Here is a 13,248-nt window from a genome sequence, read left to right on the forward strand (position 1 = left end):
GGTGACCCCGAGAAGGACGCGCATTATATGGCGCCAATCTCGTTTGGCAAGCTCTTTTTTAGAGCTTTTTTCAGCACTGGAAACCGGCAAATAAATGACCTGATTTTCAGTGCTGGGGGACTGCCTGGAGCCCCGTCGAACCCTCAACAAAAGCACCGACTAAACCGTGGTGACTCCGTTGAAGTGGCGCGCATTATAGCGACCGCTTCGACCTTGGCAAGCGCTTTTTGAAATTCATTTTTGCGAGAAAAACTCGTTGAAAATCAAAAGGTTAACTTACCTTCTCACCGCCGTTTGCGTTACCGCCTTGGCAGCGAGGGCGCGAACTATACGGAGCAGATCATTGGCTGGCAAGCAGTTTTTAAAAAACTTTTTTGCCGCCTCGACACCACTCCAGTGTCGCTTGTGTGAAGGCCAAAAACACAACCTTCACACATAAAAAAACACCCTCAATTGAGAGTGTTTTAAATATGGCGGTGAGGGAGGGATTCGAACCCTCGATGAGTGTTAACCCATACGCCCTTAGCAGGGGCGCGCCTTCAGCCACTCGGCCACCTCACCAATCAGTTTTTCGTTCAGAGCGATCAAACGCTTCTGGACTTAAGCATTCCACAACTGTGCTTTTGGACAGTTGGTCTTGCTCCTGAAAGTGAGCGGCATCATACCAACGGCGAGGCAAAAATCAATGGGGAATCAATAACTTTTTGCGATTTCTTCACAAGCGCTCACAAATCATACAGGCACAAAAAAAGGCCGCTTGGCGACCCTTTTTTCGTCAGCAAACTGCGCTGAATACACCAGCTCTCAGTCGGCACTCCCCTCACTGGAGGATTGCTTTTCACGCTGGATCCGCTGGTAAATCTCTTCGCGGTGTACCGCTACTTCCTTTGGCGCGTTGACTCCGATACGTACCTGGTTGCCTTTCACACCCAATACGGTAACCGTCACATTGTCACCAACCATCAGTGTTTCACCGATACGGCGGGTTAAAATTAACATTACCTACATCTCCTTGATCATCCTGTGATTTGGTACGACCGGTTATCCCTGGTCCGCACCTTGGATCATAATAACCCGAGAAGGCCGCAAACCGAGAATCTTGTCCGTCACTTTATTCAGTATCGTCCAGACGCGGAAAATCTCAATAGGTAGTACCGCACGCCAAGCAACCGAATTGTTATGGTTGCCTGGGAGATCCTTCAATTTGGTTATAGTTATTCGGTAATCTTGGGCTCAGACAGTTCAAAAGCGCTGTGCAACGCACGCACCGCCAGTTCGAGATAGCGCTCATCGATAATGACCGAGATCTTGATTTCGGAGGTGGTGATCATCTGAATGTTGATATTGTCCTGACCCAACGCTTCGAACATGCGTGATGCTACGTTGGCGTGGGAGCGCATACCGACACCCACGATGGATACCTTGGCGATATTGTCATCCGAGATAACTTCACGAGCGCCCAACTCATCGGCTACACGCTGGAGTACGCCCAGCGCCTTGCCCGCATCATTGCGGTGTACGGTGAAGGTAAAGTCAGTAGTGCCGTCAATGGCGCTGATATTCTGAACGATCACGTCAACTTCGATATTGGCCGCACCAACCGGGCCCAGGATACGACAGGCAACGCCGGGGGTATCGGGTACACCGCGGATTGTCAGTTTTGCCTCGTCACGGTTGAACGCAATGCCGGAGACTACAGGCTGTTCCATATCGTTGTCTTCCTCATCCAGACTAATCAGTGTGCCGTTACCCTCATCAAACGTAGAGAGGACCCGCAGCGGTACTTTGTATTTACCAGCGAACTCAACCGCACGAATTTGTAAAACCTTGGAGCCCAGGCTCGCCATTTCCAGCATTTCTTCAAAGGTGATGCGGTCCAGTCGGCGAGCACTGTCTACAACCCGCGGATCGGTAGTGTAAACACCATCAACGTCGGTATAGATCTGGCACTCGGTCGCGTCCAGGGCTGCGGCCAAGGCGACGCCAGTGGTATCGGAACCACCACGTCCCAGGGTAGTGATGTTGCCTTCGTCATCCACACCCTGGAAACCCGCGACTACGACAACCTTGCCGGAGTCGAGATCCCGACGCATACGCTCTACATCGATACTTTGAATTCGCGCTTTGGTGTGTGCATTGTCCGTAAGAATTTTTACCTGACCGCCAGTGTAGGAGCACGCATCGTAACCGCGCTTCTTCAGTGCCATGCTCAACAGGGCAATGGTCACCTGCTCGCCAGTGGATACCAGTACGTCCATCTCCCGGGGGTCAGGGTTTTCCTGAATCTGGCTCGCCAGGCCAATCAGGCGGTTGGTCTCACCGCTCATCGCGGAAAGAACAACAACCATATCGTGACCCTGGGCTTTGAAGCCGGCCACTTTGTCGGCAACCGCCTCAATACGCTCGATGGAGCCTACTGAAGTGCCGCCGTATTTCTGTACGAACAAACTCATCGTTCTAGTGTTCCTTACTACCTTGCTACGCGGTACCAAATCCGCGGGTGCCGCGCACTTAATCACCAAACCGCGGGCAAATCAACTGAAAACACAGAAACTACCCCAGAAAAAATTCGGCAAGCCTGCGAACTCCGGAATAATCGGCTGTTAGTTTCATTTGATATTGTTTTTCACCCACTCCGGGATCGCTTTAATCAGCGCCGGCAATGCAGCCACATCGGTGCCACCGCCCTGCGCCATATCTGGGCGACCACCGCCCTTACCGCCCAGCTCGCCCGCGGCAAAACGCATCAAATCACCGGCCGCCAGTCGGCCCGTAAGGTCCTTGGTTACAACGGCTACCAGAGCAACCTTCTCTTCACCCGGTGCGGCGAGCAGCAGCACACCGCTGCCCAATTTGTTTTTCAGCTGGTCGGCCAGATCCCGCAGCGACTTCGCATCGGCGCCATCAATAGAGGCTGCCAGCAATTTAACGCCCGCAACTTCTACCGCCTGGCTGGTCAGGTCACCGCCTGCACCACTGGCGAGACGGGTCTTCATGCTGGCCAGATCTTTTTCCAGCTTGCGATTACTGGCGATCAGCTGTTCAACCTTCTCACCGAGATTTTCCGGACGCGCTTTAAGCAGTGCTGCCGCGTGATCAAGACGCTGCTGGGCCAGATCAAACAGTGCCAGTGCGTGGGCGCCGGTGACTGCTTCAATACGACGCTGACCGGAGGCGATTCCGCTTTCTGCAACAATGCGCAGCAGGCCGATATCACCGGTGCGCTCGACGTGGGTACCGCCACACAATTCCACCGAGAAAGCGCCACCATCGGTGCGTTCACCCATGGTCAACACGCGCACGGAGTCACCGTACTTTTCGCCAAACAGTGCCATTGCACCTTTGGCTTTCGCGGTTTCGATATCCGTCTCTTCCGTTTCCACCGCGGTGTTTGCACGGATCTGGCTATTTACCAGCGCTTCAATCGCACGCAGCTGTTTGCTGGTCACTGCTTCCGGATGAGAAAAGTCGAAACGCAGACGCTCGGAATCCACCAGGGAGCCCTTCTGGGTCACGTGCTCACCCAGTACTTTGCGCAATGCAGCATGCAGCAGGTGCGTGGCGGAATGGTTCAGCGCGGTGGACTGGCGCACATCGCCGGCAACTTCTGCCGTTACCGCTTCATCGACGGCCAGACTGCCGGAGAGCAACTTGCCCTGGTGCAGGTGGTTGGCCCCGTGCTTAACACAGTCGGCCACTTCGAAGCGGCCCGACTCGGACTGCAGGTAACCACTGTCACCTACCTGACCACCGGATTCCGCATAAAACGGGGTACGGTCGAGCACGATAGCCGCAGACTCGCCTTCTTCAATGCGATCGACCAGCTCGCCGTCTTTGATAATGGCAACCACATTGCCCTGTTCGGTGACGCGGTCGTAACCGAGGAACTCGGTGGCCCCGTCCAGCTCGACGGTGTCGGTGTAATCCTGCTTGAACTTACCCGCTGCGCGGGCGCGCTCACGCTGGGCATTCATGGCTTTTTCATAGCCCGCCATGTCCAGAGTCAGGCCACGTTCGCGGGCAATGTCTTGGGTCAGATCGGTGGGGAAACCGTAGGTATCGTGCAGGGTAAACACCAGCTCACCCGGAATTTCCGTACCTTCGAGCGAAGCCAATGCTTCGTCAAGCAGCGCCAGGCCCTTATCCAGGGTCTTGGCGAACTGCTCTTCTTCCTTGCGCAGGGCGTTTTCAATTACCGACTGCTTTTCTTTCAGCTCGGGGTAGGCATCGCCCATTTCCGCAACCAGTGCGGCGACCAGTTTGTAGAAGAAAATGTCTTTGTGCCCCAGCTTGTGTCCGTGGCGCACCGCGCGGCGAATAATCCGGCGCAATACGAAGCCGCGACCTTCGTTGGACGGCATTACGCCGTCGGCAATAAGGAAGGAGCAGGAGCGAATGTGGTCCGCGATTACACGCAAGGACTTCTCTTCGGTGTCGGAGCAGCCAACGACCTTGCCCGCGGCATTCAACAGTGCCTGGAACAGGTCAATCTCATAGTTGGAGTGCACGCCCTGCATTACTGCCGCGATACGCTCGAGGCCCATGCCGGTATCCACGGAGGGCTTGGGCAGCGGATGCAGTTCGCCGTCGGCGGAGCGTTCGAACTGCATAAATACCAGGTTCCAGATCTCGATATAACGGTCGAGGTCGTCATTTTCGGATCCGGGGGGACCACCGGGCACATCTGCGCCGTGGTCGTAGAAGATCTCGGAGCTGGGACCACACGGGCCGGTATCACCCATCTGCCAGAAGTTGTCTTCGTCGAGGCGAGAGAAGCGCTCGGCACTTACACCCATTTCTTTCAGCCAGATATCCGCTGCTTCATCATCGCTGATGTGCACGGTCACCCACAGGCGCTCTTCCGGAAGCTTCAATTCCTTGGTCAGGAACTCCCAGGCAAACTTGATCGCTTCGCGCTTGAAGTAATCACCGAAGCTGAAGTTACCCAGCATTTCAAAGAAGGTGTGGTGACGCGCGGTGTAGCCCACGTTTTCCAGGTCGTTGTGCTTACCACCGGCGCGCACACAGCGCTGGGAGCTGGCGGCGCGAACGTATGGGCGAGATTCCTGCCCCAGGAAGGTATCTTTGAACTGCACCATGCCCGCATTAGTGAACAGCAGAGTCGGATCGTTACCCGGCACCAGTGAGCTGGAGGGCACACGGGTGTGTCCCTGCTCGGCGAAATAGTTTAGAAATGCTTCGCGTATCTGTGCACTCTTCATTACAGGCTGCTTCCAAATCGTCAGTAAATTCTTGTCGGTCCTGGATCGCTCCGGAGCCAACTATTCAATCAGTCTCGCAGGTCTTTAGCGAGTCCTGCCTCGGGCAGCTTGCGCTGCGCGAGTAAATGTATGTGTAAGTGAAACACCGTCTGGCCAGCACCGCGGCCATTGTTGACCACCAGCCGAAAGCCATCTTCCAGCTGCAGGCGCTTGGCCATTAACGATGCTACCCACATAAGATGACCGAGCAGTGGTACATCTTCCTCGCCTGCGTCTGCCACGCTCACCAGCGGTTTACGGGGAATGATCAGCAGATGGGTTGGCGCCTGCGGCGCCCGGTCCTCAATGACGATACAGTGTTCGTCTTCGTACAGCCGCCTTGCCGGCAGCTCTCCGGCAATAATCCGGCTGAATACACTGACGTCTTCCATATTCGTCCCGCCCTGCTCTTCCTTGGCATCTCCACACTGCGCCAGAATCCGGCGCAAACCCCGCCAATATTGCCCAGGCGGTCATCACTTTGTTACTTGGCTAGCTTCTCGTCCGTCGTAAGAGGACGGGCTTCAGACTCCAGCATCACTGGAATACCATCGCGAATCGGGTACGCCAGGCCACTCGCCTTGCACACCAGCTCCTGGGTTTCTTCGTGATATTCAAGAGGGGCCTTGCTGACGGGGCAAACCAACAAACTCAGTAATTTCTTGTCCATTTCTATCTCGGAATAACACTCGGATGGCGCCCCAGAACCCGACTCACGGGACTCTCCGGGGCCTTGGAGGGCCAAAAATGACCGCGTATGGTACAACGCTTTTTCGGTGTTTTCACGACTGAGGGGAGAAATCCCCCGCGCAGTCTACCGGCGGGAGAAGAGACGGTGGCGAGATGCCTAGAAGTGGCGGCAAGCGGAGACGGCGTTGCGCCACCCGGCGAGAAGGTCCTGGCGTGTCTGGGCAGACATCTGCGGCAGGAAATCCTGCTCTATATCCTGTAGTGACGCCGGTAGCGCCTCACTTTGCCAGATTCCCGCCCCAATTCCGGCGAGCAATGCCGCCCCAACCGCGGTGGACTCGATCTGGCGGGGGCGCTCAATCCGCAGGTCGGAAATATCTGCCTGGAACTGCATCAGGAAGTTGTTGGCGCTCGCACCGCCGTCGACTCGCAAACATTCGAGTTCAACCCCAAGGGTGCGCGCCATCAGTTCAGCCAGTTCGTGACTCTGATAGGCGATGGACTCGAGTGTCGCGCGGACAATTTCAGCCCGCCCGGCGCCCCGTGATAGGCCAAATATGGCACCGCGCGCATCGGCATCCCAATAGGGGGCACCCAGTCCACTGAAGGCCGGCACCATATAGACCCCCCGTGTATTGGGGATTTCCTGCGCCATTTTTTCAGATTCCGCCGCCTGGTGGATGATGCCGAGATCATCCCGCAACCATTGCACCGCCGCACCGGCATTGAACACGGCGCCCTCAATCACAAATTGGGGCATGCCCTTGGCATCGCAGCCGATGGTGGTCAGCATGCCCTCCGGCACCAGCGGTCGCTCCTGACCGGCGCTGGCAAGCAAAAAACAACCGGTACCGTAGGTGTTCTTCATGGTGCCGGGTTCGAAACAGCCCTGCCCGTAGAGCGCCGCCTGCTGGTCACCGGCTACCCCGGCGATGGGTACCGACGCGCCGAGAAATGCGGACGGATCGGTGGTACCAAAACTGCCCGCGGAAGGCCGGATCTCCGGCAGGATCGCGGCCGGGCAATCAAACATCCGCAGCAACTCCCTGTCCCACTGGCGGCGATCGAGATCGTAGAGCAAGGTACGGCAGGCGTTGGTGTGGTCGGTGAGATGCTGGCGTCCACCGGTAAAGCACCAGATAAGCCAGCTATCGATGGTGCCGAAGCAGAGTTCTCCAGCTTCTGCCCGGCGATGGAGCTCCGGTGACTCGCGAAAGATCCAGCGCAGCTTGCTGGCGGAGAAATAAGCATCCAGCAGCAACCCGGTTTTGGCCCGCACCATCGACTCGGCGCCGGCATTGCGCAACTCCCGGCAAATACTCGCAGAGCGGCGACACTGCCACACGATCGCCCGATGCACCGGCTCGCCGGTGGCGCGATCCCACAGCACCGTTGTTTCGCGCTGGTTGGTAATACCCAGCGCAGAGAGATCCGAAGGTTCGATACCCGCCCGCTTGATGGCGGCGGCACACACCTTGAGGGTGACCTGCCAGATTTCACTGGCATCGTGCTCCACCCAGCCCGGTTGCGGGTAGTACTGGGAGAACTCCGAGTAACTGCGCCCGCGCAGGTTGCCGTCGCGGTCGAAGACGAAAGCCGTGGTACCGGTGGTACCCTGGTCAATAGAGAGAATCATGGGCGCTCCTTGCCGTTGTCCTCTATTAAAGTGACGCCTCTTTTACCACAGGCACACGGGTAAATGGCTTGACTCCAAACTCCGGATACACTTCCGTTGGATAGAAAAACTTGCCATTGGTGGTCACCATCGAGATGGTTTTTATTGCTTTTAGATCCTGAGTAGGGTCGCCAGGCACCAGGAAGAAGTCTGCCTGTTTGCCCACTTCAATACTGCCCAGAGTATCGGCATGCCCCAGATACTCTGCCATATCATAGGTGCCACGCTTTAATGCTTCCGCAGCACTCATACCAAATTCCTGGAACAGCTCCAGCTCACGGTGTTGTTCAAAAGCGCCACCGAAATCGGTGCCCGGTACCAGCAAGATACCCTTTTGATGCATCAGTGCCAGAGTATCGATGATTTTTTGATAAGCCGCTTTGTATGCCTGGTCTTCCGCGTCATCTGCCACATTCAGCATGGCGACCTTGGCGCGACGCTGCACGCTCACCGGCATATTCTCGATGTAATCCAGCGCGCCCTGGCGAGTGATTCCATTTCTTGAAGTCATGCCAAGCTCGTGAATCACCGTGGTTGGATCAAGCGCAATGTCGTTTGCAACCATCATCTCCAGGGTCTTGGCCACTTTATCGCTGGTTAAATCCAGGTCGACAAAACGCTTCATCCCGGTAATGCGGAACAAGGTGCGCGTGTCCTCTTCTGGGGTCAGCACCCACCCCAACATCAACTGGTTAATGTGGGTGATCTCATTGTAGCCAGCCTCAATCATCTGATCGGCGGTATAAAACGCTGGAATATGACCGGCAACCCGCAAACCCAGTTTGTGTGCTTCTTTGGCAATATCCGGGATCCACTCGCCATTCATCGAGCTGTAAATTTTGATCTGCATGTAGCCATCTTTGGCGGCGTAATCACGCACTAGCTGCAAAGCGTCTTCTTTGGTGGGGGCCAATTCACCGGTTGAATTACTGTACTCACTAACGCCTTCGATAAAACCACTCTTGATGATGCGGGGACCAATCAATTGTCCACTATCGATTTTTTCAATCAGTGACTCCAGTACATCCGACTCATTACCCATATCGCGTACGGAGGTCACACCGGCAATCACGTTTAGCAGCGCATCGTTGTCACTCATATGGCCGTGCATTTCATAGAGACCGGCCACCAGGGCGCCGCCCTCGCCATCAATCGTGACTTCGCCCGGGTTTTGCTCGGTCTGGACATCGTCAATTGCCACGATGACTCCCTCTTTAACCAACACGGACACGGGCTGAGTGAGCCCAAGTGCCTTCGGGTCGAAGACGCGGACATTGTTTACCCGCACCGGCTGTTGGTACTGATGGGTAACCCGGCTGGCAATTTCTTCAAACCTGGCGGCATTCAGTGATGCAGCCAGCTCTCGCAAGCGCTTTTCTTCGCCCTCCAATCCCTGGCGAATAAATGCTGCCCGCGGGGACACAATTGCAATGAGTTCCTGCTGCTCATCCAGCACTAGGTATTGTGGATCCATATCGATGCCGCCCACCGCGTACATGGTGGCACTGAGTTCTTTACTTTCGCCTTTTAATTGCAGCTCCCGCTTGGGTGTCACAACCAGATCACCCGCCGGCAGGGCCGGATAGCTATCCCGGCCGGATTCCAGTACCGCTTGGGTATACAAAAACAGAGAGTAAGGACTGGCGTTTTGTGCAATATAGATCGGGTTTGCGGTTACATCTGCTTGCCCCTCACCGGATGCGGAACGCCAGCGTGCGGTACTTTCAGTACGCACATATTCCTCATCCACCGCATTACCAAAAGTGGTTTTGCCGGTGATTTTCCACTCGGTGGGCACGCTGCCTTCACCCAACACGAGCGTTTCCTGACTACTCGCACCACGGCCATTGTTGCTGAAGCCAAAATCGATCTGCAGCTGATTACCGGTACGAACGACGGCCATATCTCCCACTGTCGTACCACCAAACATGACAGAAAAGGTTTCTTCCGTTTTGTTTTCTTTCGTGCTCCCCACTTCATCTGCAGGCTTTGAACAGCCAAATAGAGCGAGCAGGAATAGGCAGGTGGTTAATGTGCGCATGGAAAGTCCTTTGTAATCGTTATTGGGACAGCATTGCATAATCATTTTTTGGCTGACCCGTTGCGGGTCGCCCGATGGTTACCAAAGTATGTATTTGGCATTTTGGCGAGTCAATGTGGCTCGAAAAGGTCGGCCTGGCGGAACTTAGAGAGCATTCAACCGAGATGGGTGCGGCTTTCCGGCATGGCTACAGGTGTATACCGGTTCAGATCAGGCCATCACCGCATCGAGCTTCGCGCTCTAAGGTATCCAGCGCATAACCGATGGCATCTGCCGAGAAGCCGCGGTAGGCCAGAAAGCGTTGACGCCGCGCACGCTCGCGCATCTGCTGCTCACGTTTCAGGCTTACCACAGCACCGCGACTGGCAAACTTGCGTTGTAACACGGAGTAAGCCAGTTCGAACCAATCTGTGTCGAGGGTATCGATCGCGCTTGTGGCCATACTGCTGGGGATACCCCGCTGCTGTAGATCCTGGCGAATACGCAGGGGGCCGTGGCCACGCTGTACCCGAGAGCGGGCAAACATCTCCGCAAAGCGCTGGTCGGATTGATAGTTAAGTTCTTCCAGCCGCAGGAACAGGGCTGAAAAATCCGCATCGGGGAATTTTGGCGAGAGCTTTTGAGTGAGCTCCCGACGCGAGTGATCGCGTCGGGATAGCAGCTCAAGCGCTGCGGTGAACAGCGCCTGGGCGGGGTCGGGAGTGGAAAACACTGAAGTAAATGATACAGGGACTAAAATCAGCCCTCTGATACTTCCTCGGCGTCTTCAGCGACCGGCGTCATATCGCCGAGCAGCTGGGAACGTAGCAGGCCTTCAATTTCATTGCGGATATCCACATTTTCCTTGAGGAATTTCACCGCATTGGCTTTACCCTGGCCAATCTTATCGCCCTTGTAGCTGTACCAAGCACCGGCTTTATCCACCAGTCCCAGCTTCACGCCGTAGTCGATAATTTCACCAATCAGGTTAATACCCTGGCCGTACATGATCTGGAACTCGGTCTGCTTGAAAGGCGGCGCAACCTTGTTCTTTACCACTTTAACACGGGTCTCGTTACCAACCACCTCATCGCCCTCTTTTACGGCACCGATACGACGGATATCCAGGCGTACAGAGGAGTAGAACTTGAGTGCGTTACCACCGGTGGTGGTTTCCGGGGAGCCGAACATCACACCGATCTTCATACGGATCTGGTTAATAAACACGCACAGGGTATTGGTGTTTTTGATGTTACCTGTGAGTTTACGCAGGGCCTGGGACATCAGACGGGCTTGCAGACCAACGTGAGAATCACCCATTTCGCCTTCGATTTCCGCACGCGGCGTCAGTGCCGCTACGGAGTCGACAATCAATACGTCTACCGCGCCGGAGCGCACCAGCATGTCGGCCACTTCCAGCGCCTGCTCACCGGTGTCCGGCTGGGATACGATCAACTCGTCTACGTTTACGCCGAGCTTTTCCGCGTAAATCGGGTCCAGCGCGTGTTCCGCATCGACGAATGCACAGGTACCGCCATTGCGCTGCGCTTCCGCGATCACCTGCAGGGTCAGGGTGGTTTTACCGGAAGATTCCGGGCCGTAGATCTCGACGATACGTCCACGTGGCAGGCCTCCAATACCCAAGGCTACGTCCAGTCCCAGGGAACCGGTGGAGATTGCAGGGATACGCTCGCGCTCCTTGTCTCCCATGCGCATAACGGTGCCTTTGCCGAACTGACGCTCGATCTGAGACAGCGCCGCCTGTAAAGCCTTGTCTTTATTGGAATCCATGACCCTTCCCATGTGTACCTGAAAGTTGGTGAGAAATACTGCAATTGATACTGCTATTGGGGAAGGAGCTTAGAGAAAAATTACTGTATAAGCAACCAGTAATCGGGAATGATCGGTATTCGTTTCGAAGCGGCTAAATTTTGTGCGGAAACAATGAAACAACGGTGCCAACTCTGGTCAGTCGGTATGGCTTTTCGTGATCGCCAGCAGCCCCTCCAGTGCCGTTACCACGGTCTGCGCCTGAACTTCTGCGCGACTGCCGCCAAACTGCATGCACAGGGCCTTTACTTCCAGCGGCTCCTGCCCCTCGCCATGGGCCCAGGCGATCCATACGGTACCAACGGGCTTTTCTTCACTGCCCCCATCGGGCCCGGCAATACCGCTGACCGCGACGGAGATGTTGGCATCAAGGCGATTCAGCACCCCCACCGCCATCTGCCGTACAACCGTTTCACTCACCGCGCCATCGGTGTCCAGGGCACCCTGATCAACGCCAAGAAAGCCGCGCTTGATACGGTCGGCGTATGACACCAGCGCACCATCAAACCATCCAGAGGAACCCGCAACAGACGTAATTGCCGCGGCAATGGCGCCGCCGGTACAGGATTCAGCAGTTGTCACCTTCCACTCCAGGCGGGTCAATTCCGCGCCCAGGTCGGTCGCCAGGTTTTTGGCCAGAGATAGTTGCTGTGCTGTGCTGTCTTTCACCAGATATCCTTTTCCGAACGCACTGAACAAGCGGAGTGCAAATTGGGGCTCAGGTAGATTTCCCCGGGGTAATAGCGGCTACAGAGGTTGCAACTGGCCATTGAGGTACAGGGTCTTGCCGCTCTGATCCTGGACCCGGAAACCGGTACCGCCGTCGCCTCGAGTGTAGAGGAATTGCGCCGACGCAGGCAGTAACACCGGGCGCTTGAACTCCACACTCATGCGGAAGGCCGCCGGCAAACCCCGCTCACCCGCTTCAGATTCCAGGGCAGCGAGACATGCAGCCTTGGTCCACATGCCGTGCACGATCGCGCTGGAGAACCCGAACAGGCGCGCCGACGAGGCAAACAGGTGAATGGGGTTCCAATCGCCGGAGACTTTGGCATAACTGCGCCCGGCCGCCTCGGAAATGGACCAGGGGATGCTCGAAGCCTCCGCCATATCGGGCATATCCTGAGGGAATGGCGCCAGGTTCGCGTGTTTCGGGGCGTCTTTGTCGGCGTGCTTACCGCGTACCAGCATGGCGCTCTCGCACTCCCATACCAGCTCATCCCCCACCTTCACCCGGGTCACCAGGGCAAACTCATAGCCGCGCTTTACCGGCACCGGTGCCAGCAAATCGCAGTGGATATCCATGGGTTCCTCAACCTGGATAGGCCGGTGCTGGGTAATCTGGTTGCGCAGATGCACCATGCCGAGGACCGGAAAGGTAAAGGCATCGGAGACCAGCAGCTTTAGGTGCAGGGGCATGGCCAGCACAAACGGGTAAGTTGCCGGCAGATCAGTCCCCGCGGCAAAGCCACATACATCGCAGTAGGCGCGCACGCGCTCGCGATCCACCCGCTGCTCACGCAGGCTAACGCTGGCCAGAACGGAGGAATTGTGTGCCTGGGTAGTACGCTTTTTACGCGCGGTCAGAGCGCGGAAGTACAACGGCAGTACCGCCGGACGGGCATTGAGCTCGATATGAAGGGGAGAAGATCTGTGGTTTGCCTTGGGCACAGGGATAAATCTCGGCATAAATCTGATGGCTCCAGATAATAACCCGGGCCGGAGTGGCTAGCTAGAGACCATTCGGTCACGCCACTCTGCCCGGCTCATTA

Annotated in this window: 12 protein-coding genes and 1 tRNA gene; 1 reads left to right on the forward strand and 12 read right to left on the reverse strand. The window is 56.1% G+C overall.

Annotation, left to right across the window (positions count from 1 at the left end; translation table 11 throughout):
- Window positions 1-231 (forward strand): hypothetical protein (locus KUV22_RS16610; RefSeq protein ID WP_222232906.1); only part of this gene is annotated, 231 nt, incomplete at its 5' end.
- Window positions 232-471: 240 nt separating this feature from the next.
- Here the strand turns inward: KUV22_RS16610 and KUV22_RS16615 are convergent.
- The 12 genes from KUV22_RS16615 to KUV22_RS16670 all read right to left on the reverse strand — a co-directional run bounded on the left by KUV22_RS16615 (window position 472) and on the right by KUV22_RS16670 (window position 13,165).
- Window positions 472-561: transfer RNA gene (locus tag KUV22_RS16615), tRNA-Ser, on the reverse strand.
- Between the two features lie 243 nt (window positions 562-804).
- Entirely contained in the window at window positions 805-999 is a 195-nt protein-coding gene (csrA, locus tag KUV22_RS16620) for a carbon storage regulator CsrA (RefSeq protein WP_010131831.1), read from the reverse strand.
- A 215-nt stretch (window positions 1,000-1,214) separates the two neighbouring features.
- A complete protein-coding gene (locus KUV22_RS16625) occupies window positions 1,215-2,453 on the reverse strand; it encodes an aspartate kinase (protein ID WP_222232907.1) in 1,239 nt (412 codons plus the stop codon).
- A 156-nt stretch (window positions 2,454-2,609) separates the two neighbouring features.
- On the reverse strand, window positions 2,610-5,222 hold the full coding sequence (gene alaS, locus KUV22_RS16630; RefSeq protein WP_222232908.1) for an alanine--tRNA ligase: 2,613 nt from the start codon (window positions 5,220-5,222) through the stop codon (window positions 2,610-2,612).
- A 68-nt stretch (window positions 5,223-5,290) separates the two neighbouring features.
- Complete coding sequence (locus tag KUV22_RS16635) at window positions 5,291-5,653, reverse strand: histidine triad nucleotide-binding protein (RefSeq protein ID WP_222232909.1); 363 nt, start codon at window positions 5,651-5,653, stop codon at window positions 5,291-5,293.
- Window positions 5,654-5,745: 92 nt separating this feature from the next.
- Window positions 5,746-5,931: a Trm112 family protein gene (locus KUV22_RS16640; RefSeq protein WP_010131836.1), complete on the reverse strand. Its 186-nt coding sequence runs from the start codon at window positions 5,929-5,931 to the stop codon at window positions 5,746-5,748.
- A gap of 177 nt (window positions 5,932-6,108) precedes the next feature.
- The gene (glpK, locus tag KUV22_RS16645; protein WP_222232910.1) at window positions 6,109-7,587 is read right to left on the reverse strand and encodes a glycerol kinase GlpK; all 1,479 of its coding nucleotides are present in this window, start codon (window positions 7,585-7,587) and stop codon (window positions 6,109-6,111) included.
- A gap of 25 nt (window positions 7,588-7,612) precedes the next feature.
- Window positions 7,613-9,667 (reverse strand): amidohydrolase family protein, encoded by a 2,055-nt coding sequence (locus tag KUV22_RS16650; protein ID WP_222232911.1) that lies wholly within the window; start codon window positions 9,665-9,667, stop codon window positions 7,613-7,615.
- A gap of 205 nt (window positions 9,668-9,872) precedes the next feature.
- Window positions 9,873-10,379, reverse strand: coding sequence for a regulatory protein RecX (locus tag KUV22_RS16655; RefSeq protein WP_222232912.1), 507 nt, complete (start codon window positions 10,377-10,379; stop codon window positions 9,873-9,875).
- A 26-nt stretch (window positions 10,380-10,405) separates the two neighbouring features.
- Window positions 10,406-11,437, reverse strand: coding sequence for a recombinase RecA (gene recA / locus KUV22_RS16660; protein ID WP_222232913.1), 1,032 nt, complete (start codon window positions 11,435-11,437; stop codon window positions 10,406-10,408).
- Window positions 11,438-11,614: 177 nt separating this feature from the next.
- Complete coding sequence (locus tag KUV22_RS16665; protein WP_222232914.1) at window positions 11,615-12,145, reverse strand: CinA family protein; 531 nt, start codon at window positions 12,143-12,145, stop codon at window positions 11,615-11,617.
- Window positions 12,146-12,223: 78 nt separating this feature from the next.
- A complete protein-coding gene (locus tag KUV22_RS16670) occupies window positions 12,224-13,165 on the reverse strand; it encodes a MaoC family dehydratase (RefSeq protein WP_222232915.1) in 942 nt (313 codons plus the stop codon).
- Between the last annotated feature and the right edge of the window lie 83 nt (window positions 13,166-13,248).

This window comes from Microbulbifer agarilyticus (assembly GCF_019800665.1).
Classification (GTDB): Bacteria; Pseudomonadota; Gammaproteobacteria; order Pseudomonadales; family Cellvibrionaceae; genus Microbulbifer; species Microbulbifer agarilyticus_C.